General features: G+C 61.3%; 10 protein-coding genes and 2 riboswitches. Of the genes, 5 read left to right on the top strand and 5 right to left on the bottom strand.

Annotated features, from left to right (window positions below; all coding sequences use genetic code 11):
• A complete protein-coding gene (cobN, locus tag K5K95_RS24025; RefSeq protein ID WP_222586430.1) occupies window positions 1-3,867 on the bottom strand; it encodes a cobaltochelatase subunit CobN in 3,867 nt (1,288 codons plus the stop codon).
• A 3-nt stretch (window positions 3,868-3,870) separates the two neighbouring features.
• Complete coding sequence (gene cobW / locus K5K95_RS24020; RefSeq protein WP_090183439.1) at window positions 3,871-4,932, bottom strand: cobalamin biosynthesis protein CobW; 1,062 nt, start codon at window positions 4,930-4,932, stop codon at window positions 3,871-3,873.
• A gap of 99 nt (window positions 4,933-5,031) precedes the next feature.
• Window positions 5,032-5,244, bottom strand: a riboswitch (cobalamin riboswitch).
• Between the two features lie 199 nt (window positions 5,245-5,443).
• Window positions 5,444-5,672: riboswitch (cobalamin riboswitch) on the top strand.
• Between the two features lie 118 nt (window positions 5,673-5,790).
• On the opposite strand from cobW, the gene K5K95_RS24015 reads away from it, so the two are divergent.
• The 4 genes from K5K95_RS24015 (at window position 5,791) to cobM (ending at window position 7,949) form a co-directional block, all read left to right on the top strand.
• Window positions 5,791-5,994, top strand: a complete 204-nt coding sequence (locus K5K95_RS24015) for a CbtB-domain containing protein (protein WP_222586429.1) — start codon at window positions 5,791-5,793, stop codon at window positions 5,992-5,994.
• A gap of 11 nt (window positions 5,995-6,005) precedes the next feature.
• On the top strand, window positions 6,006-6,710 hold the full coding sequence (locus tag K5K95_RS24010; RefSeq protein WP_222586428.1) for a CbtA family protein: 705 nt from the start codon (window positions 6,006-6,008) through the stop codon (window positions 6,708-6,710).
• Window positions 6,707-7,120, top strand: coding sequence for a cobalamin biosynthesis protein (locus K5K95_RS24005; RefSeq protein WP_222586427.1), 414 nt, complete (start codon window positions 6,707-6,709; stop codon window positions 7,118-7,120). Before K5K95_RS24010 ends, K5K95_RS24005 begins: the two co-directional genes overlap by 4 nt.
• Before the next feature lie 82 nt (window positions 7,121-7,202).
• A complete protein-coding gene (cobM, locus tag K5K95_RS24000) occupies window positions 7,203-7,949 on the top strand; it encodes a precorrin-4 C(11)-methyltransferase (protein WP_222586426.1) in 747 nt (248 codons plus the stop codon).
• A 184-nt stretch (window positions 7,950-8,133) separates the two neighbouring features.
• Here the strand turns inward: cobM and nfuA are convergent, their stop codons facing one another.
• From nfuA to K5K95_RS23985, 3 genes are all read right to left on the bottom strand, one after another.
• Window positions 8,134-8,718: a Fe-S biogenesis protein NfuA gene (gene nfuA, locus K5K95_RS23995; protein ID WP_007898222.1), complete on the bottom strand. Its 585-nt coding sequence runs from the start codon at window positions 8,716-8,718 to the stop codon at window positions 8,134-8,136.
• 57 nt (window positions 8,719-8,775) lie between these two features.
• A complete protein-coding gene (locus K5K95_RS23990) occupies window positions 8,776-9,810 on the bottom strand; it encodes an acyltransferase family protein (RefSeq protein ID WP_222586425.1) in 1,035 nt (344 codons plus the stop codon).
• Window positions 9,811-9,907: 97 nt separating this feature from the next.
• Window positions 9,908-12,205: a fatty acid cis/trans isomerase gene (locus tag K5K95_RS23985; RefSeq protein WP_222586424.1), complete on the bottom strand. Its 2,298-nt coding sequence runs from the start codon at window positions 12,203-12,205 to the stop codon at window positions 9,908-9,910.
• A 155-nt stretch (window positions 12,206-12,360) separates the two neighbouring features.
• Here K5K95_RS23985 and metH point away from each other — a divergent pair, with 155 nt between their 5' ends.
• The gene (gene metH, locus K5K95_RS23980) at window positions 12,361-16,071 is read left to right on the top strand and encodes a methionine synthase (protein ID WP_222586423.1); all 3,711 of its coding nucleotides are present in this window, start codon (window positions 12,361-12,363) and stop codon (window positions 16,069-16,071) included.
• Window positions 16,072-16,075: the final 4 nt, after the last annotated feature.

Here is a 16,075-nt window from a genome sequence, read left to right as displayed (position 1 = left end):
TCAGCTGTCTTCTTCTATATCCAGCAATAAATTCTCCAGCGCCTCGCGGTACTCGCCCGGCGCCTTCCACATCCCCCGCTGCTGCGCCTCGAGCATGCGCTCGGTCATGTCGCGCAATGCAGCCGGATTATGCTCACGCACAAAGTCCCGAGTCGCCGGATCGAGCAAATAGGCGTCCGCCAGCAACGCATATTGATGATCGTCGATCAGTTGCGTCGTCGCATCGAAGGCGAACAGGTTATCGACCGTCGCCGCCAGTTCAAAGGCCCCTTTGTAGCCGTGACGCTTCACGCCGTCGATCCACTTGGGGTTGGCCGCACGGGAGCGGATCACCCGGTTCAGCTCTTCTTTGAGCGTGCGAATCTTCGGCAAGTCCGGCTGGCTGTGATCGCCGTGATAACTGGCGGCCGCTTCGCCGCTAAGGCTTTCCACGGCGGCGAGCATGCCGCCCTGGAACTGGTAATAGTCGTTGGAGTCGAGCAAGTCGTGCTCACGATTGTCCTGGTTCTGCAGCACGGCCTGAACCTGACTCAGGCGCTGGGCGAATTGTGTCCGGGCGGCGGTGCCTTCATCGGAGCCACCATAAGCGTAGCCACCCCAATTGAGGTAAACCTCGGCCAGGTCCTCGCGGCTTTGCCACAACCGACCGTCGATGGCACCCTGCACGCCGGCGCCATAAGCACCGGGTTTGGCGCCGAAGATGCGCCAACCGGCCTGCCGTTTGGCCGCCTCTTCATCCAGCCCCGAGTGCATCAACGCTTCACGCTCGGCACGCACTTTGGCGGCCAGCGGGTTGAGGTCGTCCGGCTCATCAAGGGCGGCGACCGCTTGCACCGCCGCGTCAAACAGACGAATCAGGTTGGCAAAGGCATCGCGAAAAAATCCCGAGACGCGCAAGGTCACGTCCACGCGCGGGCGATCGAGCAGGCTCAATGGCAGGATTTCGAAATCATCGACCCGCTGGCTGCCCGTGGCCCAGACCGGGCGCACACCCATCAGCGCCATCGCCTGGGCAATGTCGTCACCGCCGGTGCGCATGGTCGCGGTGCCCCAGACCGACAGGCCGAGCTGGCGCAAGTGATCGCCGTGGTCTTGCAAATGCCGCTCGAGAATCAGGTTGGCAGACTGGAAACCGATGCGCCACGCGGTGGTGGTCGGCAGGTTGCGCACGTCCACCGAATAGAAATTGCGCCCGGTCGGCAGCACGTCCAGGCGACCGCGACTGGGTGCGCCACTGGGGCCGGCCGGGACGAAACGACCGCTCAGGGCATCGAGCAAGCCGCGCATTTCCGCCGGGCCGCAAGCGTCCAGGCGCGGGGCGACGACGTCTCGCAGGCTGTCGATGATGGCGCTGACGTCCGACAAACCGGCCTTTTGTGGGAGCGGGCTTGCTCGCGAAAGCGGTGAGTCAGGTAAATCAATATCGACTGACACTCCGCTTTCGCGAGCAAGCCCGCTCCCACAGGGTATCGGGGTGGCTTGAGGCTGGTTTAATGTCTGCGAGATCAGTTGGGCGGCGAACAGTTCGAGGCGTTCGCGGGTGTCACCCGCCGTACGCCAGGCTTCATCGTTAAGTGATTGCAGTTCAACGGGACGCGGTCCGGTCCAGGGTTCGGCCAGCGTACAGTCCAGCGGATCGAAGCCCAGCGCGAAGTCCTTGGCCAACGCCCGCAACAAACTTGATTGCGCGCCACGGCCATCGCCACGGGGAATACGCAGCAACGCCAGCAACGTATCGATGCGCAAGCGTCCGGTCGGCGATTCGCCAAAGATGTGCAGGCCATCGCGGATCTGCGACTCTTTCAAGTCACACAAGTACGTATCCAGTCGCGGCAGCCAGATCGCCGCATCGGCATCGCTGTCGAGCTTCTCGTCCAGCTGCAGCTCGCGATCGATGTGGGTGTCGCGCACCAGTTGCAGGATGTCGCGCTGCAATTCACGGGCACGGCGCGGATCGAGCATTTGCGCTTCGTAATACTCGTCGGCCAGCAGTTCGAGGTTGCGCAGCGGACCGTAGGTTTCGGCGCGGGTCAGCGGCGGCATCAAGTGATCGATGATCACCGCTTGTGTTCGGCGCTTGGCCTGGGCGCCCTCGCCCGGGTCGTTGACGATAAACGGATAGATATTCGGCAGTGGCCCGAGCAATGCATCAGGCCAGCAGTTTTCCGACAGACCGACGCCTTTGCCCGGCAGCCATTCGAGGTTGCCGTGCTTGCCGACGTGAATGACGCCGTGCGCGCCGTAGGTATTGCGCAGCCAGAAATAGAACGCCAGGTAGCCGTGGGGCGGCGCCAGGTCCGGGTCGTGGTACACCGCGCTCGGATCAACCTGATAACCGCGCGCCGGCTGGATGCCGACGAAGGTCAGGCCGAAACGCAGTCCGGCGATCATCATCCGCCCGCCACGGAACATCGGGTCATTGTCGGGCGAACCCCAGCGTTCCAGCACCGCTTGCCGATTGGTCTCGGGCAAGGCGTTGAACATCCGGTTGTAATCGTCCAGCGCCAGGCTCTGATGACACGGACGCTGGTCGAGGGTATCGAGGTCGTTGCTGACGCCGCCGAGTAATAGCTGGATCAGCGCGGTGCCGCTTTCGGGCAAGTCGGCCGGCAGCGGATAACCTTCTTGATGCAGCGCGCGAAGGATGTTCAGCGCGGCGGCCGGGGTGTCGAGACCGACGCCATTGCCAATGCGCCCATCGCGAGTCGGGTAGTTGGCGAGGATCAGCGCAATGCGTTTTTCGCTGTTTGGCAGGCGTGCCAGATCGATCCAGCGCCGCGCCAGTTCAGCGACAAAATCCATGCGTTCAGGCTGCGCGCGATAGCAGACCACGTCCGACTGACTGCGCTCACTGCGCCATGCGAGGTCCTTGAAGCTGATCGGCCGGCTGATGATCCGGCCATCCAGCTCCGGCAGCGCGATGTGCATGGCCAAGTCACGCGGGCCGAGGCCTTGTTCACTGGCACGCCAACCCGGCTCGTTGTCCTGAGCGCAGATCGCCTGAATCACCGGGATGTTGCGACGAAACGGTCGCAGGTGCGGGGCTTCGGGGCTGGACTGGGCGAAACCGGTGGTGTTGAGAATCACCGAAGCCGAGACGTGGTCCAGCAGGTCCTCGACCACTGTCAGGCAGCCGGGCTCTTTCAAACTGGCCACGGCAATGGGCAACGGGTTCAACCCCGCTGCCTGCAAACGCTGGCAGAACACATCGATAAACGCAGTGTTCGCTGCCTGTAAATGCGAGCGGTAAAACAGCACCGCCGTCACCGGCTGATCGGCTCGCCAGTCGGCTTGCCAGTCTTCAAGGTCGGCGGGGCTTTTTTGCGGGTGGTAAATCGCCGTGCGCGGCAGGGTTTGCGGCTCGGCCCAAACATAATCGCGGGCCAGCCAGCGATTGGCCAGGCAGCGGAAAAAATCCAGGGCATTGTTCATGCCGCCCTGACGCAAAAACTGCCAGAGACGATCGCGGTCTTCCGCGGGGACGGTGCTCAGGTCGCTGAGTTCCGGGTCCGGGCGATCATCGCCCGGCACCAGAATCAGCTGCACACCCTGCTCCGCAAGTTGCACCAGCCGTTCGACGCCGTAGCGCCAATAGGCGATGCCACCGTGCAGCGAAATCAGAATCACCTTGGCGTGGCGCAGCACTTCGTCGACGTACAGATCGACCGAGGCATGGTTCTGCACCTGCATCGGGTTGGCCAGGCGCACGCTGGGGTAATCGTCCGGCAGCTGCTGCGCCGCTTCGGCGAGCAGCGCGAGGCTGGAATCGCCGCTGCACAGGATCACCAGCTCGGCGGGGGTTTGTCCAAGGTCGGCAATATTGTCATCCGACACGAAACCGCCGGGCTGGGTCCTGAGCAGGTGCATGGCTTACACGCTGAGCGCGGCGCGCAATTGCGCTTCAAGCAGGACAGCGTCCAGTTCCTGGCCGATCAGCACCAGACGCGTGGTGCGCGCTTCGGCGGCGCCCCACTGACGGTCGAAATGCTTGTCGAAACGCGTCCCCACGCCCTGGATCAGCAGGCGCATCGGTTTGTTCGGGATGGCAGCGAAACCTTTGACCCGCAGGATGCCGTGCTGGACCACCAGTTGAGTCAGCGCGTCCAGCAGCAGGCTTTCGTCGGCTTGCGGCAGTTCGATGGAGATCGAATCGAACGCATCGTGGTCGTGATCGTCTTCGCCTTCATGGTGGTGGTCGTGATGGCTGTGACGGCTGTCGATGTGTTCTTCGGAGCCGGCGCCAAGGCCGATCAGCACGTCCAGTGGCACGCGGCCGCTGCTGGCTTCGATGACTTTGACGGCTGGCGGCAATTCTTCGGCGACTTCCAGGCGCACCCGGGCCAGGTCTTCAGGGCTGATCAGGTCGGCCTTGTTGAGGATCACCAGGTCGGCGCTGGCCAGTTGGTCGGCGAACAGCTCGTGCAATGGCGATTCGTGATCCAGGTTCGGGTCGAGTTTGCGTTGGGCATCGACCTGGTCCGGGAAGGCAGCAAAGGTGCCGGCAGCGACGGCCGGGCTGTCGACCACGGTGATCACCGCGTCAACGGTGCAGGCGCTGCGAATTTCCGGCCACTGGAAGGCTTGAACCAGAGGCTTTGGCAGCGCCAGGCCAGAGGTTTCGATGAGGATGTGGTCGAGGTCGCCGCGACGCGCCACCAATTCGCGCATCACCGGGAAGAACTCTTCCTGGACGGTGCAGCACAGGCAGCCGTTGGCCAGTTCGTAGACGCGGCCGTTGGCTTCTTCTTCAGTGCAGCCAATGGAACACTGCTTGAGGATTTCGCCGTCGATGCCCAGTTCGCCGAACTCGTTGACGATCACCGCGATGCGGCGACCCTGAGCGTTGTCGAGCATGTGCCGCAGCAAGGTGGTTTTGCCCGAGCCGAGGAAGCCGGTAACGATGGTGACGGGAAGTTTGGCCAGTGTTTTCATCGGATGCCCTTTGGCAAGGTGGCGGGCATACGGGACGACAATCGCTGCGACGGATGCGCGCGCGGAAGAGTTCGCCACCGGATCACCCCGCCCGGTTGTAGTGAGAATCTGTGTCGAGGCAGGTCTCCTGGCTGACGGTGTGCCAATGGCAGACTGGCATTCGCTGCGCCTTCCCGCGAACCCGTTGTGCAGGGTTTGCAGTGGCGTGGCAGCGAACATCACCGTTCACAGTTGCGGGGGCAGCCGCGGCATCGACCGCGTTCCCTTCTTAGCTTCGGCAAACGCCGAAGAACCTCGAAAGCGCAAGGCTACGCATCGTGTGGGGGCGGGTCAATCGTTGACCTGCCCAATGATCGTTCCCACGCTCTGCGTGGGAATGCAGCCCGGGACGCTCTGCGTCCCTTCGCAGCCGAACGCGGAGCGTCCGTTGAGGCATTCCCACGCAGAGCGTGGGAACGATCAACCAAACGAGAAACCATGCCAATTGACTACCCCGCCCCGCCCATGCTCTCCTACACGCCTTGTTACGGGTGCCCTTCACAGGGTGAAACGGGAAACCGGTAAATCATGTGCTTTACTCAAAGCCATGTCAGTCCGGTGCTGCCCCCGCAACGGTAAGCGAGCGGAGCGTCAGATCCACTGTGCCAGCAGTTCGGCATGGGAAGGTGACGCTTGCAGGTTCAGGCGCAAGCCTTGACCCCTCGTGAGCCCGGAGACCGGCCCGCAACACAAAGTGACCATTACGATCACTGAATAACAAACCCGCGGTGGGCGGGCGCTGTTTGAACCTCTGCGTGCCCGTTCGCAGGGGTCTTCCATGCGCTCTATTCACCCACTGACAGACCAGAGGGATGCGCCATGTCGATCATCAGCAGCACCGGCAGCCACGCCGACAAGAGCACCGCCAGCACCACCACGACCCTGTCTCAACGCCTGACCGCCGCCGTGTTTGCGTCGATCCTGGGTGCGAGCCTGGTCTATTTCGCCGGCTTTTCGCACATTGAAGCGGTGCACAACGCCGCGCACGATACCCGACACAGCTCCGCGTTCCCGTGCCATTGAGGCCAGCCGAGATGATCAAGCGTATTGCGCAAACCGCGGGTTTCACCGGGTTGCTGGCCGCGTTGCTGCTGACCCTGCTGCAAAGCTTCTGGGTGGCACCGCTGATTTTGCAGGCCGAGACATACGAAAAATCCGAACCGGCTGCGGTTGAAGTCCACGAACATGCCGCCGGCACCGCTGCTCACACCCACGATGCCGAAGCCTGGGAACCAAAAGACGGCTGGCAGCGCGTGCTGTCGACCACCGGCGGCAATCTGGTGGTGGCCGTCGGTTTCGCCCTGATGCTGGCCGGTCTCTACACCTTGCGTGCACCGACCAAAACCGCTCAAGGCCTGCTCTGGGGCCTGGCAGGTTACGCGACGTTCGTGCTGGCGCCGGCCCTCGGCCTGCCGCCTGAACTGCCAGGCACCGCCGCGGCCGATCTGGCGCAACGGCAAATCTGGTGGATCGGCACGGCCGCCTCTACCGCTGTTGGCATCGCGCTGATCGTGTTCAGCCGCCACTGGCTGATGAAGATCCTCGGCGTGGCCATTCTGGTGGTTCCGCATGTCATCGGCGCGCCACAACCGGAGGTGCATTCGATGCTCGCTCCGCAAGCCCTGGAAACCCAGTTCAAAATCGCTTCGCAGCTGACCAACCTGGGATTCTGGCTGGCCTTGGGCCTGATCAGCGCCTGGTTGTTCCGTCGCAAAAGCGATGGCCAATACCACGCATGACGGATACCAGCACAGCGCCGACTTTAGTGGTCGGCCTGGGCTGCCAGCGCGGCTGCCCCGTCAGCACGCTGCGGGCGTTGCTCGATCAGGCATTACAGGCGCATAACATCGCACTTCACCAGATCAAGGCCCTGGCCAGCATTGACCTGAAGCGCGAAGAACCTGGCCTGCTCGAACTCGCCGAACAACTCGCGTTACCGCTGATGTATTTCAGCAGTGAAGAACTGGACGTTTATAAAGCGCAACTCAGCCATCATTCGGACATCGCCTTCGAACGCACCGGCTGTTATGGCGTAGCGGAAAGTGCCGCACTGGCCCTGGCCGAACAACTGGCCCAGGCCCCGGCAAAGTTGCTCATTTCGCGACAAAAATACGCCCAGGCAACCCTGGCATTAGCCTGCGCTGCGTAAAATCCCCGATAATCCCTGCCCTCGATCATGAGCAATCTTCATCTGAAGCCTTGCCCAGCCCCTTTTTTGACAGGAACCGACGATGACCGTCTATTTCATTGGCGCAGGTCCCGGCGACCCGGAACTGATCACCGTCAAAGGCCAACGACTGATTCGCAGTTGCCCGGTGATCATCTACGCCGGCTCTCTGGTGCCCGCCGCCGTCCTCGAAGGCCATTGCGCCGAACAAGTGGTCAACAGCGCCGAACTGCACCTGGAACAGATCATCGAACTGATCAAGACCGCCCATGCCAACGGCCAGGACGTGGCGCGGGTGCATTCGGGTGATCCGAGCCTGTATGGCGCGATTGGCGAGCAGATCCGTTACCTGCGCGAGCTCGACATTGCATTTGAAATCATTCCTGGTGTCACGGCGACCGCTGCCTGCGCGGCGCTGCTGGGGGCGGAGCTGACGTTACCGGATATCTCGCAAAGCGTGATCCTGACCCGCTACGCCGACAAGACGGCGATGCCGGCGGGTGAGGAGCTGGGCAGTCTGGCGCAGCACGGGGCCACGATGGCGATTCATCTGGGGGTCAATCACCTGGAGAAAATCCTCGTCGAATTGCTGCCGCATTACGGCGCAGACTGCCCGATCGCGGTGATTCACCGGGCGACCTGGCCGGATCAGGATTGGGTGGTGGGGACGCTGGCGGACATTGCAGAGAAAGTCCACGCCAAGGGATTTCGCCGCACGGCGTTGATTCTGGTGGGTCGGGTGTTGGGCAGTGATCACTTCAGTGAGTCATCGCTGTACCGCGCCGGGCATGCGCATTTGTATCGGCCCTGAAGTGATCGTTCCCACGCTCTGCGTGGGAATGCAGCCCGGGACGCTCCGCGTCCCAACAGCGGACGCAGAGCGTCCATTGAGGCATCCCCACGCAGAGCGTGGGAACGATCATGAACACATCGATCACCCATAAAAAAACGGCGCTCACGGGGCGCCGTTTTTTTGTCTGCAGCGAACACCTTACTCAGTAGTAGGCGTTTTCTTTCTGCGTGTGGTCGGTCACGTCGCGCACACCCTTGAGCTCGGGAATGCGCTCGAGCAAGGTGCGCTCGATGCCTTCACGAAGGGTGACGTCGGCCTGGCCACAGCCTTGGCAACCGCCGCCGAACTTCAGAACGGCGATGCCGTCTTCGACCACATCGATCAGGCTGACCTGACCGCCGTGGCTCGCGAGCCCCGGGTTGATCTCGGTTTGCAGGTAGTAGTTGATGCGCTCGTTGACCGGGCTGTCAGCGTTGACCATCGGGACTTTGGCGTTTGGCGCCTTGATGGTCAGCTGGCCGCCCATGCGGTCGGTGGCGTAGTCGACTACCGCGTCGTCCAGGAAGGCTTCGCTGAACGAATCGATGTAGGCAGTGAAGCTTTTCAGCCCCAGCGCCGTGTCTTCAGGTTTTTCTTCGCCCGGCTTGCAGTAGGCAATGCAGGTTTCGGCGTACTGGGTGCCAGGCTGGGTGATAAAGACGCGGATGCCGATGCCCGGGGTGTTCTGCTTGGAGAGCAGATCAGCCAGATAATCGTGGGCGGCGTCGGTAATGGTAATAGCGGTCATGGAAACTCCTCGCAGGCTTGGGCGCAGTTTACGCCAATCATCGCGCCGTACAAAGTCCTAGTATTTTTGTCGGGAAAGAGCCGGCACCGCTTCAACCGCCGGTTCGCCGTCAATCCACTCTTTAAGCCACCGATAGCTGCGTTTTTCCACCCATTCGAAACTTGCCCAAGATGCCAGACCGATAGTCGCCACGCAAACGACGAACATCACGTAGGGATTTACCCCATAACGCTGTGCGACAAATCCACCGGCAGACAGCACCAACACGTGCATCAGGTACACCGAGTAGGAACAATTACCCAGCAGTTCAAACACCCGGTTGTTCTCGACGTAACGCTCCAGCGAGATGCACGCCATCACCAACACCGCACTCGGCACGCCCCAGGCCAGGAAACGCGGCGCTGGCGCCCAGTGATAAATGGCCAGCAGCGCGCCACCAATGCCCAGCAGCGGCAGCCACAAACCCGGCTTGATCCAGCCACGACGGTAAATCATGCCGATGGCGATCCCCAGCAGGAACTCATAAACGATGTCTGATCGGTAGAACTCGCTGACCCAGCCATAACCGGTCCAGGCCTGGCATACCGCAAACAGCAGTGCCGCGACAATCAATAGCCGCAGGTGCAAGCGGAACAACAACGCCCAGCCGAACAGCAGGTAGAAGAGCATTTCGTAGTTGAGGGTCCAGCCGACGTTGAGGGTCGGATAAATCCCGTAGCCGCCGGGATTCTGCGTAGGAATGAACAACAACGACAGCAGGAAATGCGACCAGTCGACGCTTTGATCCGGCAATACCGGGCGGGCAAACACCACCACCAGCGCCATCAGCGCGGTGTACAGCCAATACGCCGGGACGATCCGAAACAGTCGATACAACAGAAATCGCGTCGGCGGCAGCGACTTGCCTTCGGTCGAGAGGAAGATCACCAGCCCACTGATGACGAAGAAAACGTCGACACCCGCCGCGCCCTTGTCGATGAACATCTGCCCCACCGGGCCACGGGCCTGGAAGTCGAAGAAAATCTGCATGAAATGGTGGCAGACCACCGCCCAGGCGGCGATGGCGCGCAGGGCTTGTACTGAAATCAACATGGATGGCCCTCTGATCGCAATCCGCAACCCACCGCAGATCCCACAAGGGATGGGTGGCGCCTATGAAATCCGACACCAGCCCATCCTCAAAGGTCGATCAAAGATTCTCGTAGCGGTTCATGTCCAGTACGCCCTCTTCCACCGGATCGGTCTCGTGGATGTAGAGACTCAGGTCATGGAAGTAAAACCAGAACTGCGGATGACTGCGGCGAATGCCCCAACGCTTGACGATGCTCTCGAAACTGCTCGCATCCCTGGCATTTTCCATCGCGTCCACGAACGCCGGCACCTGCTCCGCCGGAATATTGAACATGAAGTTCGGATAGCTGCTGAGCACGCCCGGGAAAATGGTCAGGGTGTCGAGGCCAGGCTGATAGCGCAGCGATTCGCCGAGCAGGAACGCCACATTGCTGTGGGCGCGGTTGCGCAACAGGCTGTACATCTCACGTTTGCCGCTCGCGGTTTCAATGCGCAGCATCGTCGCTTCCGGCAACTGATCGATGACCTTCAAACCCGCCGCCGGGCGCGACGCCAGGCGGCTCAAGGCTTGTTCGGCATTTTGCAGCGCCGGGTCGATGTTCGGCCGCGAACAGTAAGCGCCGTCGCACCGGTTGATCGGATCGGGCTTGGCATTGAGCTCGCCGTAACGGGCCAGCAGTTGCATCGCAAAGTCGCGTTTCGGGTCTTTCTTGTCGAGTTTGAGTGCCGTCGGCTTGTCGTTGTCGATGGCCTCGTAATCGAGCCACATCTTGAATTTTCCGCTGGTCTGGTACCAATCGTCGAGATACCCGTTGCGCGAGTCAGCGGGCATCAGGCGCAGGAAGTTCTGCTCGGCACCGTTGCGGATGAGGTCGAAATACAGCCGCGTTTGCGCCTGATGGGACACATTGCCGAATACATCGAAGTTGACCGCCAGTTGATAATAGGTGCGTTCCAGCAGCGGAAAGTCGAACAGCCAGATGGTTTGCGGCACATCGCCGATCAGGCCCTTGTTCACCGACGCACTGTCGAAGTGCCGAAAGATACTCAGCAGCGCGTTGTCGTTGCCAGCCCACAACGTCGACCAGCTCGGTGCCGGCGCATCGGCATAACTGTCCCGGCGCAGTGCCTCGTACTCGTTGCGTTTGTTGCGGTAGTCGTGCCACAGGCTCAGGACACTGCCGACGTCGTCGTTCTGGCCCGGCATTGCCAGCAACGGCGTGGCCTGGCCGCGGTAGTTCGGATCGGTGATGTACAGATCGTGCTCTGGCGCCTGGAACAGCGCCCAGAAGTTGTCGCGAATCACATCCGTGGCGATCTGCCCGCGGCAGACCGGACCGCGGATGAAGGTGCGCACAAAGTATTCGGCGTTATCGAGCATGAACTGGTAACGCGCCTGCGCCGGGATCGCCTCAAAGGTGGTAAACGGATTGGCTCGACGCTCCGGGCCATAACCCGGCAAGGCGTTGACCTGCCAGTTGCCGTTGTAAAACAGGCTTTTGATCCGCGCCATCTTCGCCGCGCTCAGCGGATAGGTGATGTGGGTCTTGTGCACGATCACCCCCTGCACCGGCCACAAGCGGTAATACACTTGGGTGCCGGGGTCGTCGTTCGGGCGACGGGTGTTGATCAGGTCGATCGGCTGGCCGGTCGGAGTTCGCGAACGCACCCACTGGAAGAAGTGCCCCGGTTCACCGTCCTTGAAGTACAGATGCGCGAGAAACCAATGCTCGAACAGCCAACGCCCCACCAGGCTTTGCCGGGCGCCCGGTGAGTTGAGCAGGTTTTCCCACTGCACCACCTGCATGGCCTCGTTGGCGCTCGGGACCAGACCCTGTTCATCGATTGGCGCACCGGAGGCCAGCCAGCGTTGCAACGTCTGGTACTGCTGATCGGTCAGGCCAGTGACCGCCAGCGGCATGCCTTCTTTGGGATGTGTCCCGGCATAGCCTTCGAATTCGGCCGGCATGGCGCAGGTGTTTTCCCGGTTAAGGCCGAGGACGATCTCGTCAGGCAACCTGGCGTTGGGTTGCAGCGGGGTTTTATGGCCCAGCTCAAGCATCCGCGCCATCAACGCCGCTTGACTGCCCTGGGCATCGAGCACCGAATAAAAGCCCTTTTGCTGCCAGGCACGTTTACCGAATGCATCGTAAAACAGGCGCGTCGGCGCGCTAGCCTGGCTGCGATCGCCGTCATAGACCGGGACCTTGGTCGCGCCACGCGCCGCCCCTTCGCTGCTGCCCAGATTGAGCTGACAGGCGGAGTCGTAGCAGGCATGGCAGGCCACGCACTTTTCGGTGAAGATCGGCTGGATGTCGCGGGTATAGGAAAGCGCCGTAGAAGTCGCCGGACCTTGCGCAGTCGCGTCCCAGCTTAAAAGCAGCAAAATAATGCTGGTGATGACGCGATACGACATGTCCCTGGTCCTGATCGTGAAAAAACGCCGCGATTCTACCGGCCCGGCACCTGCACCAACATGAACGATATTCATGCAAAACCGGGGCATGCTCCAAAACCGCACAGGTTTGCTATCATCGCGCCCCTTCGTCATGGTCTTTCCGAGTAGTCCAAATGTCCGATCGCAGTGTTCGCCTTCAAGCTCTCAAGCACGCCCTCAAAGAGCGCATCCTGATTCTCGATGGCGGCATGGGCACGATGATCCAGAGCTATAAGCTTGAGGAGCAGGATTACCGCGGCAAACGTTTTGCCGACTGGCCGAGCGACGTCAAGGGCAACAACGACCTGTTGGTGCTGACCCGCCCGGACGTGATTGGCGGCATCGAGAAAGCCTATCTGGATGCCGGCGCCGACATTCTGGAAACCAACACCTTCAACGCCACCCAGATATCCCTGGCCGACTACGGCATGCAGGGCCTGGCGTACGAGTTAAACGTAGAAGGCGCGCGCCTGGCCCGCAAGGTGGCCGACGCCAAGACCCTGGAAACCCCGGACAAGCCGCGTTTCGTCGCTGGCGTGCTCGGCCCTACAAGTCGCACCTGCTCGCTGTCCCCGGACGTGAACAACCCCGGCTACCGCAACGTGACCTTCGATGAACTGGTGGAAAACTACACCGAGTCCACCAAAGGCCTGATCGAAGGCGGCGCCGACCTGATCCTGATCGAAACCATTTTCGACACCTTGAACGCCAAAGCCGCGATCTTCGCCGTACAAGGCGTGTTCGAAGAGCTGGGCGTTGAACTGCCGATCATGATTTCCGGCACCATCACCGATGCTTCCGGCCGTACGCTGTCGGGCCAGACCACCGAAGCCTTCTGGAACTCCGTGGCCCACGCCAAGCCGATTTCGGTCGGCCTGAACTGCGCCCTCGGCGCCAGCGAGTTGCGCCCGTACCTGGAAGAGCTGTCGAACAAGGCCGGCACCCACGTATCGGCTCACCCGAACGCCGGCCTGCCGAACGAATTCGGCGAGTACGACGAACTGCCGTCGCAAACCGCCAAGGTCATTGAAGAATTCGCGCAAAGCGGCTTCCTGAACATCGTCGGCGGCTGCTGCGGCACCACCCCGGGCCACATCGAAGCCATTGCCAAAGCCGTGGCCGGTTACGCGCCGCGTCAAATCCCGGAGATCCCGAAGGCTTGCCGCCTGTCCGGCCTGGAACCGTTCACCATCGATCGCAACTCGTTGTTCGTCAACGTCGGTGAGCGCACCAACATCACCGGTTCGGCCAAGTTTGCGCGCCTGATCCGTGAAGACAACTACACCGAAGCCCTGGAAGTCGCCCTGCAGCAGGTCGAAGCCGGTGCCCAGGTGATCGACATCAACATGGACGAAGGGATGCTCGATTCGAAGAAGGCCATGGTGACCTTCCTCAATCTGATTGCCGGCGAACCGGACATCTCCCGGGTGCCGATCATGATCGACTCCTCCAAGTGGGAAGTGATCGAAGCCGGCCTCAAGTGCATCCAGGGCAAGGGCATCGTCAACTCGATCAGCATGAAAGAAGGCGTCGAGCAGTTCATACACCACGCCAAGCTGTGCAAACGCTATGGCGCCGCCGTGGTGGTGATGGCGTTCGACGAAGCCGGCCAGGCCGACACCGAAGCGCGCAAGAAAGAAATCTGCAAACGCTCCTACGACATTCTGGTCAACGAAGTCGGCTTCCCGCCGGAAGACATCATCTTCGACCCGAACATCTTCGCCGTCGCGACCGGTATTGAAGAACACAACAACTATGCCGTCGACTTCATCAATGCCTGCGCCTACATCCGGGACGAGCTGCCGTACGCGCTGACCTCGGGCGGCGTGTCCAACGTGTCGTTCTCGTTCCGTGGCAACAACCCGGTGCGTGAGGCGATTCACTCGGTGTTCCTGCTGTATGCGATCCGCAACGGCCTGACCATGGGTATCGTCAACGCCGGTCAGCTGGAGATCTACGACCAGATCCCGACCGAACTGCGCGACGCTGTCGAAGACGTAATCCTCAACCGCACTCCGGAAGGCACCGACGCCCTCCTCGCCATTGCCGACAAATACAAAGGTGACGGCAGCGTCAAGGAAGCCGAGACCGAAGAATGGCGTGGCTGGCCGGTCAACAAGCGTCTGGAGCATGCGCTGGTCAAGGGCATCACCACGCACATCGTTGAAGACACCGAAGAATCTCGCCAGTCCTTCGCGCGCCCGATCGAAGTGATCGAAGGCCCGCTGATGTCCGGCATGAACATCGTCGGCGACCTGTTCGGCGCCGGCAAAATGTTCCTGCCGCAGGTGGTGAAATCCGCCCGCGTGATGAAACAGGCAGTAGCCCACTTGATCCCGTTCATCGAACTGGAAAAAGGCGACAAACCGGAAGCCAAGGGCAAGATCCTGATGGCGACGGTCAAAGGCGACGTGCACGACATCGGCAAGAACATCGTCGGCGTGGTGCTGGGTTGCAACGGCTACGACATCGTCGACCTTGGCGTGATGGTCCCGGCCGAGAAAATCCTGCAAGTGGCCAAGGAACAGAAGTGCGACATCATCGGCCTGTCCGGCCTGATCACCCCTTCGCTGGATGAAATGGTCCACGTGGCCCGCGAGATGCAGCGCCAGGACTTCCACCTGCCGTTGATGATCGGTGGCGCGACCACTTCCAAGGCTCACACGGCGGTGAAGATCGAACCCAAGTACAGCAACGACGCGGTGATCTACGTGACGGACGCCTCCCGCGCCGTGGGTGTGGCGACGCAGTTGCTGTCCAAGGAATTGAAACCGGCGTTCGTCGAGAAGACCCGCCTGGAATACATCGACGTTCGCGAGCGCACCGCCAACCGCAGCGCCCGCACCGAACGCTTGAGCTATCCAGCCGCCATCGCCAAGAAGCCGCAGTTCGACTGGAGCACCTACGCACCGGTCAAACCGACCTTCACCGGTTCGAAGGTGCTGGACAACATTGACCTCAAGGTTCTGGCCGAATACATCGACTGGACGCCGTTCTTTATCTCCTGGGACCTGGCCGGCAAGTTCCCGCGCATCCTTCAGGACGAAGTGGTCGGTGAAGCCGCTACCGCGTTGTACGCCGATGCCCAGGAAATGCTCGCCAAACTGATCGACGAAAAACTCATCAGCGCCCGTGCAGTGTTCGGCTTCTGGCCGGCCAACCAGGTGCGCGACGACGACATCGAAGTCTACGGCGACGATGGCAAGCCGATTGCCAAACTGCATCACTTGCGCCAGCAGATCATCAAGACCGACGGCAAGCCGAATTTCTCCCTGGCCGACTTCGTCGCGCCCAAGGACAGCGAAGTCACCGACTACGTGGGCGGCTTCATCACCACCGCGGGGATCGGCGCCGAAGAAGTGGCCAAGGCGTATCAGGACGCTGGCGACGATTACAACTCGATCATGGTCAAGGCCCTCGCCGACCGTTTGGCCGAGGCCTGCGCCGAGTGGCTGCACCAGCAAGTGCGTAAAGAGTACTGGGGTTACGCCAAGGACGAGACGCTGGACAACGAGGCGCTGATCAAAGAGCAATACACCGGCATCCGCCCGGCGCCGGGCTACCCGGCCTGCCCGGATCACACCGAGAAGAGCACCCTGTTCACCTTGCTCGATCCTGAAGCCAGCGAAATGAAGGCCGGACGCAGCGGCGTGTTCCTCACCGAACACTACGCGATGTTCCCGGCAGCGGCGGTCAGCGGCTGGTACTTCGCGCACCCGCAGGCGCAGTACTTTGCCGTGGGCAAGATCGACAAGGATCAAGTGCAGAGCTACACGTCGCGCAAAGGCCAGGAATTGAGCGTGACCGAGCGCTGGCTCGCACCGAACCTCGGCTACGACAACTGATTGA

The organism is Pseudomonas sp. DR48 (genome assembly GCF_019823085.1).
Taxonomy (GTDB): domain Bacteria; phylum Pseudomonadota; class Gammaproteobacteria; order Pseudomonadales; family Pseudomonadaceae; genus Aquipseudomonas.
The sequence above is the reverse complement of the archived record's forward strand: the minus strand, read 5'-3'. Positions and strand labels throughout refer to the sequence as shown.

Coding starts and splice junctions, on each gene's coding strand:
- K5K95_RS24010 (WP_222586428.1), top strand. CDS start 6,006: ATGATCAAGCGTATTGCGCAAACCGCGGGTTTCACCGGGTTGCTGGCC.
- K5K95_RS23990 (WP_222586425.1), bottom strand. CDS start 9,810: ATGTTGATTTCAGTACAAGCCCTGCGCGCCATCGCCGCCTGGGCGGTG.
- K5K95_RS24005 (WP_222586427.1), top strand. CDS start 6,707: ATGACGGATACCAGCACAGCGCCGACTTTAGTGGTCGGCCTGGGCTGC.
- K5K95_RS24015 (WP_222586429.1), top strand. CDS start 5,791: ATGTCGATCATCAGCAGCACCGGCAGCCACGCCGACAAGAGCACCGCC.
- metH (WP_222586423.1), top strand. CDS start 12,361: ATGTCCGATCGCAGTGTTCGCCTTCAAGCTCTCAAGCACGCCCTCAAA.
- cobN (WP_222586430.1), bottom strand. CDS start 3,867: ATGCACCTGCTCAGGACCCAGCCCGGCGGTTTCGTGTCGGATGACAAT.
- nfuA (WP_007898222.1), bottom strand. CDS start 8,718: ATGACCGCTATTACCATTACCGACGCCGCCCACGATTATCTGGCTGAT.
- K5K95_RS23985 (WP_222586424.1), bottom strand. CDS start 12,205: ATGTCGTATCGCGTCATCACCAGCATTATTTTGCTGCTTTTAAGCTGG.
- cobW (WP_090183439.1), bottom strand. CDS start 4,932: ATGAAAACACTGGCCAAACTTCCCGTCACCATCGTTACCGGCTTCCTC.
- cobM (WP_222586426.1), top strand. CDS start 7,203: ATGACCGTCTATTTCATTGGCGCAGGTCCCGGCGACCCGGAACTGATC.